The organism is Argonema antarcticum A004/B2 (genome assembly GCF_023333585.1).
GTDB lineage: Bacteria > Cyanobacteriota > Cyanobacteriia > Cyanobacteriales > Aerosakkonemataceae > Argonema > Argonema antarcticum.
In genome coordinates, this window is record NZ_JAIQZN010000019.1 from 1 (window position 1) to 16,435 (window position 16,435).

Below are 16,435 nucleotides of genomic sequence, written 5' to 3' on the forward strand. Positions count from 1 at the left end.
TCTTTAATAACGGCAATACTTTAGAGAGTACTGCTATTTGTTTTGAGCTATTTGTATTACCTAATTTAGGGAGAACTTCAAAATAGATGGTCATGGCTGTTTTTTCATAAATTAAACTGACGACTATTAAATTAATTAAACCCCATTGAGTGCGTTTTTACCATACTTATATGCGAGCAAAGTAAACCTGGTATACTAGGTTTAATATCACATTTTTTGACTCGAATGCTTTTTTGACAACCACTCACTTAGACGTGATGGGAAGCGATCGCGCTCTAACATAACGCGATCGTCCTATCCCTTACCCAGACGATGTTCGATCGTAAACCGCAGAAATTCTCCTACACATCGATATAATCTAGAATCTCCTTTTTAAACCGTTCCAACAGTTCCTCGCGAGAAGCGGTAAGAATCAGACGGGCCATTTCTGCTTCAGGTAACTCTAGCAGGGGATCGACAATACGGCATAATCCATCTATATCGATCGCCTCGAAACGTTCTTCGAGTACGAGGCTAACTATTTCCGATTGTCCCTGATAGCTTCCTTCATGCAATCCTGCTACCCAACCGTTAAACCATAGATTTACTACAGCATCTCGCCCTTCTCGCTTGATAAGTTCTTCTTGTTCGCGCCAAAAAGCGTCCATCGCCTCCTTGCTATTTGGCTTGTCGTTGTGCTTGTACATCAGTTAGACCCTCCTCCAAACCGTTCCAATAACTCCTCGCGAGAAAGCGTCAACAACAAACGAATCAACTCCTCTGATGGTAGCCGCAACATCGAAGGTATCGCCCCAGCTAACACCTCATCCAGCGCACCAAATCGAACCCTTAGCAGATTTTCCACCATTTGGATCTGACCTTGTTGAAGACCTTGTTGAAGACCTTGTTGAAGACCTTGTTGAAGACCTTGTTGAAGACCTTGTTGAAGACCTTCCAGTAAAGTATCTTCCCGCCATTTCAGATAAGCTGGTGATAAGTTCATAAGTACTTCCCTGTCCTCTTCATCTAAATTTTGACTCATTTGCAAGTTGATGTACCACTTCCCAACAATTTCCAGAATATTCTTTCGGAAAGGATGATTACTGGGTAGCGCTTCTATTTCCCGCACTGCTTGTTTTTGAGTCTCGCGCCGTCCCATAATTCGCAACCACAAAGTTGCTTCCGTCTTTGGTAACTGATTAATCGCTACCAGTGCCGTTTTCTGATATTCTGGCAAAAAGTAAACACCTTTAACCCAATTTCCAGAACTATCCAATTTTGCGCCAAAACCATTCAGCAAATTTGCCGAACAGGTAGGTGATAAAATCCACAAAATTGGCAGTTCCGCTTCCGAAACAGAATCGTTCTCTCGTCGCGCCTTACGTAAAAGTTCGCCGTGCAGCGAATACAATTTAAGCAAGCAGTTACGCACGTCAACAGGTTTGGGCTGATTCCGAAAAGGCTCAAACGAACAAGCAGAAGATGCCATTTGTCCCAACAAACCCAAAAGTTGTGCTTCTGTCGAAGGCGACGCCGTTGGTACAAACCAAACATCCACTTGGCGGATTTCCGGCGATACATCCCGACTCGTTTCCACCTGTCCCAAAGGTGCTAATAATTCCTCCAGATATTCTTTAGCAAATTGGTCGTGAAGCTGTCGCGTCATCTAATTACCCAAGTTAGATTAACTTAAATATATAGCATTATATTTAACAAGAGGCAGAGCCACAGTAATTTGGTGACCAGGTTGAACCTAGTCACGAGGATAATTTAGTTATTCTGTCGCGTCATTTAATTTCCTAGTTATATCATATCCGGTTACATCGGCATTGTCTGTAGGAATCATTGGTTAAATTTAACCGCAGATGAAGACAGATGAACGCAGATGAACGCAGATAAGAAGGGTAATTTTTTAGGTGACCGATGCTACCGGACAGGATATTTAGATTATCTTTGCGCTCTTGTTTAGGCATCTGCGTTTTCGATCGTTGTTCATGGTAAGTTCCAATTTCTGATAATTTCTTGAACGCTTCCTTCTGTGGCAAATATAATCTCCTCTGCCTGTTCTATTATTTGTTCCACTAAATTTAAAATCTCAGAACTAAGCGTCGGCTGAGTTTGAGCTATTTTTAACAGGAGCGTGGCAAATCCAGAGGATAAAGCGTTTGTATTTCGTACAATATTATCGAGTTCCTCTAGTTGCTCAATCGTTTCCCCTGTCTCGCCAAACCGATCGAATATATTTAATTTGGCTGATGTTGTATAATAGATGATATCCCACATACGTCGCTCTAATTCAAAAATTATTGTTGTGGTTGGTTCTGGTAATTTTGCCATAAGTATTCTCTATGTATAAAATCAGCCGAAAAAGCCCATAAAAAAAGTGCCAGGTGGCACCCAGTTTGGCAATAGTTAAGGTTCTGCAATTAGTGGAAATGCTTCCCTAACATTGGACTAGCGGACATATCAGCTAGTTGCCGTTACGAGCTTGGACAAAGCCCAGGGTAAGGCTATCATGAGCGAGGAAGTGAGCGAGATGAAATGCTCTATCTTCAGTTTCGTAGAGGATTTTTTCGTACAGATAACGAGTGGCCCGATCGCCTAAACTTTCTGCTTGTGCCGCTTGACTGCGGATCAGCTTGATGATTGCTTGTTCTGCTTCGAGATCGTGTTGCACCATCTCTGTGCAAGTATAGACGCCATCCGCTTCTGGAGTGAAACAGCACAACTCGGCTAGTTTGGTGAAACTAGCTGCCGGAACGCCTCCCAATCCATTCAAGCGTTCGCCAATTTCATGCACGTGCCCTTGTACTTCTTCGTAGCTGTCTTCAAAGAATTTGTGCAGCGAGTAAAATTCGGCACCTTCAACTACAAAATGATGCTTCTGGTATTGCAGGTACAGCGCCTGAAAACTAGCCAGTGAAATGTTGAAGCCTTCGCAGATCGGTGTAGTTACAGATTGCTCGAACAAAACTGCATTGTCATACACCCGATCGGCAGACCGTAACAAACCTTGAGCTTGAGTCATGGTTTTCCTCTCTTTTTCTTACGAGACTCGGTTGCAGCTACTGTAAATTTATCACTATTACCTTTTGAGTCAACATAGAGTTTTCCAGTTAATAACAGTAATTCTCAATAATTAATGACAGATTAAGCTAGAGATTCAACAAGCTATTAAGTAACAATATTCTCAATAGCTGTGCCTGGAAGCCAGTTGAGATCGATTCACAGTAAGCAAACAAATAAAAATTTTGTTAAGAATCAGCAAACCAGCAATATTCGTTTCAAGCAATTTGACATTGGGCTAGCTTGGACGCCATGATAGCGGCGTGACGCCACCACTGATATCCACCAACCCAACTGCGGGAGGGCAGGTGTCCCAAGGGCGCTGATAAACTAAATTTTAAGTAAGGAGTGCGAACGTCGTGGGAGGGCCACCCGATGCGATCGCAGAATTTAGCGTAATCTTCCTCAACAAGCTCAAAAATTTGCTTTTGCACGCTCAAACCAAAGCGCCCTTTACTGTACTTTACCCACAATCGATCAATGATCTCCAAATCCTCACAAGGCAACTTGTCAATATCGCCACACTGTACGTAACTGCTGGGTGACTTGCCCAATATTTGACACATCAAGGCCCAAGTTTCCCGATCTGCCTGTTCCCATTTACCGACAGCTAGGAAATGTTGCAATTTGCCATAATCAACCCCCGCTTCGGAAATTAGATTTCCCCCCGACGGTTTAGCAGCTTGGGGATGTAATAGTTTGGTAAAAAAGTTTACGCGATTGGGTGCGGGTGTTTGCGGCTGAGGAGACGGAATAGGTGCCGCTATTGCCTGCAAAACTTCCCCAACAGATTGATAGCGATGACTAAGAGCAGTTTTGAGCAGTTTATCGAGAATTCGACCCATGCGATCGCTCACTTGCGTACCGCTAGGTAAAAAATCTCGCCACACCCAGCGATTATCCACGAGATCGAACAAATCCAAGGGAGGAACCCCGGTCAGCAAGTGAATGCAGGTGACCCCCAAACTGTAAAGATCGCTAGCAGGCAAAGCTTTGCCCTTCAATTGTTCGGGAGACATATATTCTGGGCTACCCACCGCAGTACCAGTGCGAAACAGGGCGCTATCGGTAATCTGTTTAGCAACACCAAAATCAATCAGAACGAGTTTGCGATCGATCTTTCTTCGCATAATATTTGCTGGTTTGATATCCCGGTGCAGCACTTTATTGTCGTGGACAAACTTCAGCACCGGCAGCAAATCTCCCAACAATTCCCAAATCTGCGTTTCTTCAAAAACCCCTTTTTGCCGCGACTCCTGCTGTAATGTTTGCCCTTCTATAAATTCCTGGATCAGATAAAGTTGCTTTTGCTGTTCAAAATGGGCAAGTAGCGCTGGAATTTGGGGATGCTTGCCCAACTCTTTTAGCCGCACGGCTTCTTGGAGAAATAGTTGCGTCGCTTTTTTCAAAACCAAAGTGTTTTGACCCTCCAAAAAGAGCTGCTTAATTACACAACGCAACTTGGCAGGATCGTCTTCATCAACAGCTAAAAAAGTTCTCCCAAAACCCCCTTTGCCAATAGGTTGTAACGGGCGATATCGGTTTTGTAGCAACAAATGCGAGCCACATCTCAGGCAAAATCGAGCATTGTCTGGGGATTGGGGGTTGAAGCATCCAGGGATGACACAGTAACTCATAGGTTGGTTATATAGTTTGCAGTAGATTATTGCATTTCGGCTTGATAAATATAGAAATTTTGAAAAGCTCCCACGGTTTCAAACCGATAAGCAGGCAAAAACGGGCTGATAGACAATTCTGTCCGATAAATGCTGAAAAATATAAAATTTAGCTGGTAGGTATTCTGGGCAACGATCCGTTTAAGTTTAGGACGCCCAGTATCGACCAGTATGGTGCATTGACGCGCTAAAAAGTTATTGAGACCTTTCGGAGCTTCGGTACAGACGTTATTCTTTAAGTATACGGTTAGCTGGGCCAGGGCGTACTCTTCGTAGTCAGACTGACTGGGATTGCCTAGAGCCATCGACAGTCCCAACCCAGCCAGAGCCACAAGGCCCACAGATTTGAGAATATTTAAGCTTTTCATTGCCGACCTTCAATGGTGCCTAAATTCCAGGTTAGCCGAGAAAAATCTGTAAATCCAACCAATCCTGTGGATCTCTTTCCTAAATAAGTGCTATAGTAGTTAATGCAACGGCGGGCGTAGCCAAGTGGTTAAGGCAGTGGATTGTGATTCCACCATCCGGGGGTTCAAGTCCCCTCGTTCGCCCTTTTATTGTCAAAAGCAATCGTATACTTTGGTTAGGGAAAGTCTCAGTACCCCCCGGAAAAGCTCGATCGCATAGTCTGATGCACTGGAATTTCGATCGCAAACTCTGCTCCTTGACCCGGTGAAGAACAACACCTTAGTTGTCCGTGATGTTTTTGCACGACGATTTGATAACTAATCGATAATCCCAATCCCATACCGCTCCCCACCGGCTTTGTGGTAAAAAATGGGTCAAATAAACGCGATCGGGCTGACTCTGAAATACCAGGGCCATTATCTGCAATCCGAATTCTGACAGTATCGAAGTCTGTCAGTTCCGTACTAATCCTAATCCAGGGTTTAGGGTCAGGGGTGTGAGGTGTCAACGGAGTATATTCCCCACACCCAAGTTCTAAGGCGTCGATCGCATTATTCAACAAGTTCATGAAAACCTGGTTTATCTGACTTACATAACAAGCTATTAAAGGTAGTTTTCCGTAATCTTTGATTACTTCGATCGCAGGACGAATTTCTGTTTGCTTAAGTCTATGCTGCAACATCAGGATTGTGCTATCGATACCTTCATGGATGTTGACTAGCTTCACTTCAGCTTCGTCAAGTCTAGAGAAGTTGCGTAAAGAAACAACGATCTGTTGGATGCGATCTGCCCCTCTGTGCATTGCACCCATAATGTTTTGTGCATCCTCCAGTAAAAAATTTAAGTCGATATCATTAATTATTTCCTTAATTTTTGGTGTAGAATTTGGAAATTCTTCTTGGTAAACTTCGATCAGATTCACCAAATCTTCAATATATTGACTCGCATAAGTAAGATTGCCATAAATGAAATTAACAGGATTGTTAATTTCATGGGCAATTCCTGCTACCAACTGCCCCATCGCCACCATTTTTTCATTTTGGATGAGTTGGATTTGAGCGCTCTTTAGTTCGCTCAGAGTCTGTTCCAGCAAGATATTTTTTTCCTGAAGTTTAATTTGTAGCGATCGCACTTTAATCTGATTTCCAATTCGCGATAAAACTTCCGCCAATTGAAAAGGTTTAGTAATATAGTCAACTCCCCCAACATCAAAAGCCTTTACTTTATCTAGAGCATCATTAAGGGCGCTAATAAAAATCACCGGAACCCCGCGAGTTTTGTCATCGGCTTTCAGCTTTTGACAAACTTGATAGCCATCCATCCCAGGCATCATCACATCTAGTAAAATTAGATCTGGTAAGAGTGTTTTACACGCAGTTAAAGCCATCTGACCATTTAAGGCTTTGCGAACTGTGTACCCCTGTTCGCTCAGCATAGCGGACAAAAGACGTAAGTTATCAGGTGTATCATCGACCACCAAAATGTTTTCTTTTGAAGTATCTGTCCGATCGGGATTCATGTTGCCAAAAGTTATCTCCAAAAATGCTAATGAACTCGGCACGATGGAGCAAACGCCCCTAGCACTACCAGCCTCAACAATATAATTAGCACCTTATGTTATAAATGCTTATCTGATTGATAATATATACTTATTCACCCCCATTTAACAGTTCCCTTGACAGAAAATATACCTGTTGGGACGCTAGTAGAGAAGAGGGTTATATACCCACAGTATTGATTTCTCTGTCGCTCCTTAGCTTTGTAAAGTTCCTTGTCATATAGATATCGCCTCGGCGCTAACCTCTCATTCAAAGTTAAAACTGACGCCGCGAGAAAACGAGGATAGCGATCGCTAACAACAGGACAATATAAACCAATCCATAGATAAGATCGATCGCCAGGACTCCTGGATGAGGCAGTAGTTGTATACCATAAACTGCCTCATTTTTCAAATCGAGTCGTGATAAATCTGGCAATACCAGATAAATTGCTCGCGTCAAACTCTCAATATTGGGGTTTTTGGATATTTGACCCAACTTGACTATATCTGGACTCAGGTGTCCCATCACATAGATTGCCAAGGTGAGGAAAGTGGCTAGTAGCGAACTGGTAAATACACCAAATAGAATTGCTACAGCGGTGAGTAAAGACAATTCGACGAACAGGTAGAAAACTGCGATTAAAATACTCCAGAACGGGAAAGAAATACCATTGAGAAGCAGAACTACCACATAAATTACTGTCATCGAACCTAGCAGTGCTGCCAGTACTGCCGATAATCCCAGATGTTTGCCAATAATGAATTCTGCGCGACTGACTGGTTTTGCCATTAATACTAGCACCGTCCGCTTTTCAATCTCTTTGTTAACCAGTCCGGTGCCGACAAATATAACGACGATTAAGCCAAATAAACCAATGCCTGCCAGACCTAGATCGAGAGTAATTTTGGCTTCTGTGCTGGCTGCTACTTGGGGTAATAGCGCTGCCGCAGCAATAAACAAAATGGCAAATAAGCCAACTAAATAGAGGACGCGATCGCGAATTACTTCTCTAAACACATGAGTCGCAATGACCAATATTCTACCCAGACTCATATCAATTTTAGATTTTCAGCTTTAGGTTTAAAATTATATTACTATGGCTTTGCGGTTTTAGGCTGTCCGTTTATGCGATCGCTCACCGGCCCGCATTTTACCTGACTCAGAGTCACTGGCGACGGCGCTGCTAACTCTGCTGGTGTAATTGCAGCAGTTGCGGGAGAACCTCCGCGCCTAACAAAACGAGATTTTGTTCTTCTGATATCCTTCCGTTGCTGACGGAACGCGGTACGCAGCCTTTCTGGTCGGGTAGGCTCAAGTCTGCTAACTGGGATAATCTTACAGGATTTCTTTAGATGATACCCATCAGACATAGAACCCAGACCTTGCCACTTGACTAACAATTCTAGATTATAGCCTGAATTGCTTGGCAAAAACACCTCGCCAAACTTCCAAATAGCATTTTCTTCAACACTAGGAAGTTGTTTCTTAGCTTGTTCTCCCAGTATTTGGATCTTTTTAGAAGCATTCATTCTCCATTTTTCTACTTCAGACCAAGGTTTTTCATCGATCTGAGTTTTCAGCAGTGACTCCATTGAGTTTAAAATTACTGCCCCTCTTGAATTTGCCTTGGATAAAACTTCTATTTTTACTACAAAAGTACTTTTACTAAAATCATCCGCCAGTAAACTTGGATAACGCTCTAACCAATTTTGAATAAAGAAGTTAAATTGCAACCAACAACTAATGAGGACGTGACTTAAAAACAAAATTATCAGTTTTTGGGAAACTCGTAGCGGCGGAATTTTAAATTTTGCTCCAGGTTGTACAAATTCACGCATAACCGCGATCGCTCCTGACGCTGTTGGCCAAATTACTAAAGCAATCGAAGGTATTTGATTGCTCAAACTACCAAACATAAAAATACATATCAATCCGCCTGGGAGCCAGGAACTTATAGAAATGCCACTTACCATGAGAGGGTTTTCTACCGCGAACCAAACAGTGCCTATAATTAAAAATAGCCAACTCAAAAAAGCCAGGATATTTTTTAATTCTCCCGCTGCAAACAAGGCTATTACCCAAATCAAAAAGCTAATTAAAATTCCGGTTTTCCACGAAAATAATTGAGGGGGTTTGACTAATTTTATAATAAATATTAAAAAATTGATGATTTGTTTCATGATCACACCGCTAACCTCCTATATCTTTTGGATTAAAAAAGAAACAATTAATATTAATGTTTGACTATAAACATTAGCTATAAGAAGGCTTTTTGATTTGTTGCGCTCAAGATAATGGTCAATATTTTCTCGTTTAACAGTATTTTTTCTACCAGAATCAGAGTTAAAAATAATTGCTTCGTCATTTTTACTGATTGAGTTTAAGTTCATTAAAAGCTCTAGGACTATAAATTCAATTAAAATAATTAATAAAAATATTAATAAGCTGAATAACCATAAATCAAAAAACATTATAATTAACGGTAATCCTGATGAGGTAGCGAAATTACCAAACAGAATAAAAATTATCAATTTCTTTTGCCAATCTAATGGAAGTAATGGGTGAAAACAAAAGAAAATTAACCAACCGACTATGGTAGAAATTAAGTTAAGAGATGCTGAATACTCTATGCTAATTTTACGGGGTATAATCATTCTTTTTTGGATAATAAATGCTTCTACAGCGATCGCAATCAGCAAAAATAAAATTTGGAACATAATTGCCCGCAAAGGCAACACAGTTACCAGCATAAATGCTCCTTGAAATCAAAAGGATTTGGGGTAATTTAAAATTTTAGATTTTAGATTGCCAATTTAATAAATCTCAAATCTAAAATTGTTTGGACTGTCATTTTCACGTAATCAATGACATCATTATCTATATAGTACTTATTCACCATAGGCTCGACTACTGAAAATATGACTAGAACCGGAATAGGCATTCGCACGGCTCAGATGCGTTTGGAACGTATAGTCGGACAAATCCACGTCTACGATGGCGTAGGTAAAGGAAAATCCAGAGCAGCTTTGGGGGTGGTTTTGCGATCGATCGGGCTAGGTATTAATGCAAAAACGCACAATAGAGTATTGCTACTGCGTTTTCTCAAAGGCCCAGGACGAATATATGATGAAGATGGAGCGATCGCAGCGTTACAGCAAGGCTTTCCCCATCTAATAGACCAAGTTCGCACAGGAAGAGCCGAATTTTTCGGGCCTGATGAAATTGTCCGCTTTGACAGACTAGAAGCGCAACGAGGTTGGGACGTAGCAAAAGGTGCGATCGCTTCCGGCTTGTATTCAGTCATCGTCTTAGACGAACTCAACCCACTGCTAGACTTAGGTTTGCTACCAGTCGATGAAGTTATCCATACCCTAAAGCATAAACCAGAGGAGTTGGAAATCATCGCCACAGGTAGAGCAGCACCGCCAGCACTGCTTGCGATCGCAGATTTGCATTCGGAAATGAAACCCCACTACCATCCAATCGCCATAGAACAAGGAATCGAGGGTATAGAAATTTATACTGGTGCAGGTAAAGGAAAATCTACAAGCGCCTTGGGTAAAGCCTTGCAGGCGATCGGCAGAGGCATTAGTCAGGATCGGTCACACCGCGTTTTAATCTTACAATGGCTTAAAGGTGGCTCTGGCTATACAGAAGATGCTGCGATCGCCGCCTTGCAGCAAAGCTACCCCAATTTAGTCGATCATCAACGGTGTGGAGGGGATGCGATCGTTTGGCGCGGACAGCAGCGAGAGATAGACTATGTAGAAGCAGAACGAGGCTGGGAAATTGCCAGAACTGCGATCGCCTCCGGTCTATACAAAACCATTATCCTCGATGAACTCAATCCCACCGTTGACTTAGAACTACTACCCCAAGAACCGATCGTACAAGCACTCCTGCGTAAACCCCGCGATACCGAAATAATTATCACAGGTCGATGCCTCAATACGCCTGCTTATTTTGACCTCGCTAGCGTTCACTCCGAAATGATTTGTCACAAGCACTATGCCGATAAAGGCGTAGAACTCAAACGAGGAGTAGATTTTTAATTATAGCTAGGGACTAGGGGCTAGGGGCTAGGGGCTAGGGAAGAGGGAAGAGGGAAGAGGTTACTCCGTAAGGGATTATGGACTTCATGTAACAGTTGGAGTTGGCTTAATCGCCCTGGCGGTTGCTATAGTTTTGGGTTATAAACTAAAAAAATCCCTGGCTGCAAGCCAGGGAGATTTTAGTTCGCTTCATGAACTAAAAAATTGCCTTTTCTAGCTCAAGCGTCGTTACTTTTATTTGGCACAGCCAAAAGCGTCAGCTTGGCATTTTGTTGGCGTTGACGTTTCAACATTAAACCGATACCGCACAAGCCAAATACTAACAGACCGCTCACCGTATCTGGTTCGGGCACCTTCGTCGGCTCGACAGATTCTACCATAACCACCAAGTCATTAAAGTCGCTGTCGGAATTACCACCTACACGCAACAAATCCTCAAAAGCAATGATAAACTCGTTATCTGTAAATGTCCCCGCGCTCTTACCGGGAATCTGAAGTTTAGTCTGATTGTTGCCCTGATAAACCACAGCCTGTTGAGAGCCGTTCTGGTTGCGGCCATTCTCAGTATAGAAAACTTGGCCGTCTTGTCTTTCTAAGTAAAAACCGAAAACGTTGCCAAAGTCCTCATAGTCTGCCGAAGTAAGGTTTCCCGTGTAACCTGGTAAAAAACCCTTGGTGATCACCGAGAGGTCGCCGTCGTTGTAGCTCACCAAAGCTTGATCCGACACATCATTAGCGCCGCCAAAAAGTTGAGCTTTGACGCCGCTTGAATTGTATATCCCGAACTTATTAGTGGAGGCAAAACCTGCAATCTCGAACATGAAGGTGGCTACAGATCCGCCACTGGCAGTGTTCGTGAACAGATCGTAACCTGTTTGACCTCCTACTGTATCGATGTTTGGCCCACTTTTAGTGAGGTTGTTCAACTGCTCTTGGAGCGATTTACCTGGCCCATCGGAAGAAGTACCGAAACTAACGGCTCCCGCTGAAGCGCCGGAAGAGATCGTTGTGCCTAGAGCGATACACGCTATTGCTGCCGTCTGAGTCAAGAATTTTTTCATAACTTCCTCTGGTTTTTTAAACGAAATTTGGAACATGGCGATCGCACTTATTCTGATTCGGCAAACGCCATCACCGTAGATCCCACATCAGTAAAATCAAGTGCTTTAACTAAGAATCAAAACGAAATAGACCTTTTTCGGAGCGAACACCCAGATTATACGGAACGCTTGACCATATATTTATAAGTCAAAACTGTTATTGCCTACGTTTTTATGCGTGTATCTGGTTCGCTCTCTCCTATTTAGATTAACCTCACCGTATTTATACTAGCACTACTTTACCGATCGACTTTACCCAGACTAGGCGATCGCACTCCGCACTAAAATGACTGTGCAATTGCAACCGCGAGCGATCGCTTCTGGAATATTTCCTCTAATCGCCTGCTGCAACATCCCCTCCCGACTGGCACCCAAAACAATCACATCGCATTGTTCCTTCTCGGCCAAATCGATCGCAGCCTCCGGGACAGAACGCCCGCAAACAGGTGCAATAATTACGGGACATCTGATTTTGCGGCGCAGAAAATGAGCGGCTTGTTCTAGCTCATCAGTATTTGATAGAGTTTGAGAAGGTAGAAAAACTTGAGTAAGTCTGATTTCACTGCGATCGGACAAACTACACAAAGCAGGTAACAGTTGAATTGCTTGTTGAGCATTCGGGCCACCAGCCATCGGCACCAGCCACCGATTCCATTCGAGAGGAGAGTTTCTATGTATACTTTCTCCCATTCCAGGACTTCCCCACTCTCCCACTCCCCCACTCTCCCGCTCCCCTCCCAATTTCACCAGTATCACGTCGCAAGAAGCTTGGCGGATGATTGTATCAACCACACTGCCGAAGATGCGGCCAGGGGTAGGCGGCTCCGCATTCCAGCCCATTACAATCAAATCTATATGTTCTTGTTTAATTGTTTCCAAAATCGCCTGAGCCGCATCGTGGGCAACCCTTACCTGCGTATGAACCGACAACCCCAACTGACGTCCCAAAATTTCCGCCTGACGCAGTAAACGACGGCTTTTGGCAGTCCGCACAGATGTTTCGGATGGAGAACTGTGGCGGGGTGCCAGCATTACTTGGAGACACTCTAATTCATAGTCCCGATTCAGAGCAATAGCACCTGCCAATCGTAGCAGCGATGGTGCCGTTTGGGGATTAGCCAGAGGCACCAGCAAACGTCCTTTCCCCACAGCGGGCGATCGCGTTTGATACACTACATAAGATATTTCCGGCCTAGAGGCTATCCCCTTACCTTCCATTTGGTCTGCCTCTGCCCGAATAATATCGGCACGAGTAATAATTCCAATCAGCTTTCGACCTTCAATCACTGGTAATCGGCTGAGTTGATATCGATTTAAAAGATAAAGTACATCTGCCAAAGAAGCTTTCGGGCCGATCGTCACTGGTTGCGCCGTCATAATTTTTGACAGTGGTGTATTCCCCGATAACTGAAGTTGACCCATTTTGGCAAGGTCTGTCTGAGTGACAATGCCAATCAGCTTGCCATCGTCTACCACCGGAAAGCCACGATGATGAGAACGGGAGAATGCCTGCACAACTTCATCGAGAATCATTTGGCTACTTAGAGTCTCCACCCGTCGCTGCATCACATCTAGCGCTTTGATCTCTCCTAAAATTCCTCCTTTGGGCGTTTCTTTGTCTAAATAAATGCCATTCCACTCCAGCAATTGGTCATAAAGAGATCTGGGCGCGATCATTTCAGCGACTAAATAAGAGGTCACCGAGGCAATCATTAACGGTAGCACCAGATCGAAATTGGTTGTCATCTCAAACACGATCACGATCGCTGTAATCGGCACCTTGGAAACCGCGCTAAAAAAGGCTCCCATTCCCGCTAACGCATAGGTAATTGGTGTACCCAATCCCAGGAAATGGCTTGCTAGAAGTCCCACCAGATAACCCAAAGCCGACCCCAAAATTAAAGAGGGAGCGAACAATCCTCCCGGTGCTAAGGAGCCAAAGGCAATTAGCGTTAAAATGAACTGAGCTGCAAAAGCGATCGCCGCCATCTGCCAAGTAGCATCGCCGTTGAGCAAAAACTCTCGCAGTCCCGTGTTATCCCGAAAGCTATCCGGCAAAAGCGCGATCGCCATTCCAGAAACCAGCCCTGCCAGCCCGATTCGCCAAGGCAACCCTATACGGATAGTACGTTTGTAGAAAGCCAGACTGACAAAAATACCGCGACAAAACAGCGCCCCAAAGATACCAGCCAATATTCCCAACACCAAATAACAGGGAATCTCTGGCATAGAAAAGCTAATTTGAACCGCAGTAGAACCCAGGTCTGGGCCGAAGCTTTGGGAAGAATTGAGATTTAGGCTGCGACCGCCTAACAGCCGGGAAACTACCGCACCGATAAAGGAAGCCAAGATAGCAGTGCCAAGGGTGAAGCCAGAGACATCGTGTAAAAGTTCTTCTACCACAAACAGGACACCTGCTAGAGGTGCGTTGAAAGCAGCAGCCAATCCAGCACCCGCACCAGCAGCAATCATCTGGCGTCGGTGATCCGGGGAAGTGGGAAGCCAGCGACTGAGTTGAGCCGCCAATGCAGCCCCCACCTGTACGGTTGGCCCTTGCCGCCCTACTGTTAGGCCCGAACCCAGCGCGATCGTGCTGCTGACTAACTTTACAAATGCGACCCGCCAAGAAAGTTCTATGGGCACTCCAGCGAGTGCAGCTTTGACGTTAGGAATACCGGAACCTGCCGCTTCCGGTGCTAGGCGTTCTACCAGTAAGCCCGCTGCGAAACCAAAGCAAAGTCCGATCGCCGGTAGTACTAAGTAGGGCGGGTAATTGGAGGAGATCTGAACCCTCATGGTTCCCAATGTACCCACCCCAACTTTCAGCAAGACTGATGCCAAACCTGCAACTAAACCAATTAAGCAAGCTTCTGCGATCGCCAGTCGTCGTCTGGGCCGCAATATCTGCCGTAGGCGCTTCGGGATAGTGGGCATAATTTTATGAGGGTCTAGGGAAGAGGGGCTAGGGGCTAGGGGCTAGGGGCTAGGGAAGAGGGGGGGGAAAAGCGTAAGTCCTAAATCTAAAATCTAAAATCTGAAATTCCCCTAGCCCCTAGCGGGTAGAATACATCGTGCAGTGATATGCAGTTAAGTACACGGTGGCGTAGCGGGCTAGAGCTTTAGTTATGGATTATCGAGAAGCAGGTGTTGATGTTGAAGCGGGTCGTGCTTTTGTGGAGCAAATCCGCAACTTGGTGCATCGCACCCATAGACCTGAAGTGATCGGCGGACTGGGTGGCTTCAGCGGTTACTTTCAGTTGCCGGGGGGGTTTAAGGAACCTGTTTTGGTTTCAGGTACAGATGGCGTTGGCACGAAGCTAAAACTGGCTCATGACCTCAACCGTCATAATACAGTTGGGATTGATTTGGTGGCGATGTGTGTGAACGATGTTCTGACATCCGGGGCAGAACCTCTGTTTTTTCTGGACTATTTAGCTACTGGGGAACTCAATCAAGCGGAACTGACCCAAGTGGTTGCCGGTATTTCTGAGGGATGTCAGCTGGCTGGCTGTACGCTGTTGGGAGGCGAGACGGCTGAAATGCCTGGATTTTATCCAGCGGGTGTGTACGATCTAGCTGGGTTTTGTGTAGGCATTGTAGAAAGGAGTCAGCTGCTCGATCGATCTCAGGTGCAAGTTGGGGATATTGCGATCGGGCTAGCTTCTTCTGGTGTCCACAGTAACGGTTTTAGTTTGATTCGCAAAATTGTCGATCGCTATAAATTAAGCTGGACCGATCGTCCAGAATTGTTGGGGGGCCAAAGCTTAGGGGAAGTTTTGCTGACGCCTACTCAAATTTACGTTAAGCCGGTTCTCGCCGCACTCACCGCCGGTCTTCAAATTCATGGTATGGCTCATGTAACTGGTGGGGGATTGCCAGAAAATTTACCCCGCTGTCTGGCTGAAGGCCAATCTATCCAGATTGACACTAGCACTTGGCCGCTTCCACCTATTTTTGACTGGATAGCTGCCGCTGGTGAGGTTAGTCCAAATGCTATGTTTAACACTTTCAACATGGGAATTGGATATATGTTGTTGGTGCCACCAGACGAAGCTAGTCAAGCTATCAACTGGTTTTCGTCCCATAATATACCCGCTTTTGCGATCGGTCACGCGATCGCTGGAGAGGGTGGCGTCCTCGGCCTACCAGATTAATGATGCTGTTGCCAATCAAACCTGGTCAAATCAAGGGGGGAGTGGGAGAGTGGGACAATAGCCAGGATATACGGGGTCAAATGTACAAAAAAGACCAGAAGATGCGGAAAAATCAGCTTGCCTGACGCTACGACAGTTAGAGCAGTATTTAGTCCGTTATATCGTTGACAACTACAACCAACGAATTGATGCTCGTATGGGCGACCGAACAAGGTTTCAACGGTGGGAATCTGGTCTGCTAGCTGTGCCACCTTTAATTGCAGAAAGAGATTTTGGATATCTACTTAATGAAGCAGTCTAGGCGAACGATTCAAAGGGGTGGCTACTTACAATTTGAAAACTTGATGTATCGTGGTGAATATTTGGCAGGTTACGCCGGGGAAAGTGGGGATGAAGTTGGAACCGATTCGGCTGTGTGGGGCTTGTTATGCTGAGTCCCCTTGCCATAAGATTGAGTGG

15 protein-coding genes and 1 tRNA gene are annotated in these 16,435 nt (G+C 44.6%); 4 read left to right on the forward strand and 12 right to left on the reverse strand.

All coding sequences use genetic code 11. The features are described 5' to 3' along the window. Nucleotides 1-341 precede the first annotated feature (341 nt). From LAY57_RS10830 to LAY57_RS10855, 6 genes are all read right to left on the reverse strand, one after another. Nucleotides 342-686, reverse strand: coding sequence for a hypothetical protein (locus tag LAY57_RS10830; protein WP_249066436.1), 345 nt, complete (start codon nucleotides 684-686; stop codon nucleotides 342-344). Next, entirely contained in the window at nucleotides 686-1,645 is a 960-nt protein-coding gene (locus LAY57_RS10835) for a hypothetical protein (RefSeq protein WP_249066437.1), read from the reverse strand. Before LAY57_RS10835 ends, LAY57_RS10830 begins: the two co-directional genes overlap by 1 nt. 326 nt (nucleotides 1,646-1,971) lie before the next feature. Continuing rightward, complete coding sequence (locus LAY57_RS10840) at nucleotides 1,972-2,316, reverse strand: hypothetical protein (protein ID WP_249066438.1); 345 nt, start codon at nucleotides 2,314-2,316, stop codon at nucleotides 1,972-1,974. Nucleotides 2,317-2,449: 133 nt separating this feature from the next. Beyond that, a complete protein-coding gene (gene dpsA / locus LAY57_RS10845) occupies nucleotides 2,450-3,007 on the reverse strand; it encodes a DNA starvation/stress protection protein DpsA (RefSeq protein ID WP_249066439.1) in 558 nt (185 codons plus the stop codon). 256 nt (nucleotides 3,008-3,263) lie between these two features. Beyond that, nucleotides 3,264-4,682 (reverse strand): serine/threonine-protein kinase, encoded by a 1,419-nt coding sequence (locus LAY57_RS10850; protein ID WP_249066440.1) that lies wholly within the window; start codon nucleotides 4,680-4,682, stop codon nucleotides 3,264-3,266. Nucleotides 4,683-4,708: 26 nt separating this feature from the next. Beyond that, the gene (locus tag LAY57_RS10855; protein ID WP_249066441.1) at nucleotides 4,709-5,089 is read right to left on the reverse strand and encodes a DUF4359 domain-containing protein; all 381 of its coding nucleotides are present in this window, start codon (nucleotides 5,087-5,089) and stop codon (nucleotides 4,709-4,711) included. Between the two features lie 110 nt (nucleotides 5,090-5,199). Between LAY57_RS10855 and LAY57_RS10860 the strand changes: the two genes are divergently transcribed. Beyond that, a tRNA-His gene (locus tag LAY57_RS10860) sits at nucleotides 5,200-5,272 on the forward strand. A gap of 44 nt (nucleotides 5,273-5,316) precedes the next feature. Here the strand turns inward: LAY57_RS10860 and LAY57_RS10865 are convergent. The 4 genes from LAY57_RS10865 to fraC form a co-directional block, all read right to left on the reverse strand. Continuing rightward, nucleotides 5,317-6,690 (reverse strand): sensor histidine kinase, encoded by a 1,374-nt coding sequence (locus tag LAY57_RS10865; protein ID WP_338022391.1) that lies wholly within the window; start codon nucleotides 6,688-6,690, stop codon nucleotides 5,317-5,319. Between the two features lie 253 nt (nucleotides 6,691-6,943). Next, complete coding sequence (locus LAY57_RS10870; protein WP_249066442.1) at nucleotides 6,944-7,723, reverse strand: ABC transporter permease; 780 nt, start codon at nucleotides 7,721-7,723, stop codon at nucleotides 6,944-6,946. Nucleotides 7,724-7,764: 41 nt separating this feature from the next. Further along, on the reverse strand, nucleotides 7,765-8,850 hold the full coding sequence (locus tag LAY57_RS10875; protein ID WP_249066443.1) for a DUF5357 family protein: 1,086 nt from the start codon (nucleotides 8,848-8,850) through the stop codon (nucleotides 7,765-7,767). Between the two features lie 18 nt (nucleotides 8,851-8,868). Next, nucleotides 8,869-9,420 carry a filament integrity protein FraC gene (gene fraC / locus LAY57_RS10880; RefSeq protein WP_249066444.1) on the reverse strand — a complete coding sequence of 184 codons (552 nt, stop codon included), beginning with the start codon at nucleotides 9,418-9,420 and terminating at the stop codon, nucleotides 8,869-8,871. 168 nt (nucleotides 9,421-9,588) lie between these two features. Between fraC and LAY57_RS10885 the strand changes: the two genes are divergently transcribed. Next, nucleotides 9,589-10,722, forward strand: a complete 1,134-nt coding sequence (locus tag LAY57_RS10885; RefSeq protein WP_249066445.1) for a cob(I)yrinic acid a,c-diamide adenosyltransferase — start codon at nucleotides 9,589-9,591, stop codon at nucleotides 10,720-10,722. 218 nt (nucleotides 10,723-10,940) lie between these two features. Here the strand turns inward: LAY57_RS10885 and LAY57_RS10890 are convergent, their stop codons facing one another. After that, nucleotides 10,941-11,783, reverse strand: a complete 843-nt coding sequence (locus LAY57_RS10890) for a DUF4114 domain-containing protein (RefSeq protein ID WP_249066446.1) — start codon at nucleotides 11,781-11,783, stop codon at nucleotides 10,941-10,943. Between the two features lie 300 nt (nucleotides 11,784-12,083). Next, the gene (locus LAY57_RS10895) at nucleotides 12,084-14,756 is read right to left on the reverse strand and encodes a chloride channel protein (protein ID WP_249066447.1); all 2,673 of its coding nucleotides are present in this window, start codon (nucleotides 14,754-14,756) and stop codon (nucleotides 12,084-12,086) included. A gap of 191 nt (nucleotides 14,757-14,947) precedes the next feature. Between LAY57_RS10895 and purM the strand changes: the two genes are divergently transcribed. Continuing rightward, a complete protein-coding gene (gene purM, locus LAY57_RS10900) occupies nucleotides 14,948-15,976 on the forward strand; it encodes a phosphoribosylformylglycinamidine cyclo-ligase (RefSeq protein ID WP_249066448.1) in 1,029 nt (342 codons plus the stop codon). A gap of 287 nt (nucleotides 15,977-16,263) precedes the next feature. Beyond that, nucleotides 16,264-16,410, forward strand: a complete 147-nt coding sequence (locus LAY57_RS10905) for a Mu transposase C-terminal domain-containing protein (protein WP_249066501.1) — start codon at nucleotides 16,264-16,266, stop codon at nucleotides 16,408-16,410. Nucleotides 16,411-16,435 lie beyond the last annotated feature (25 nt).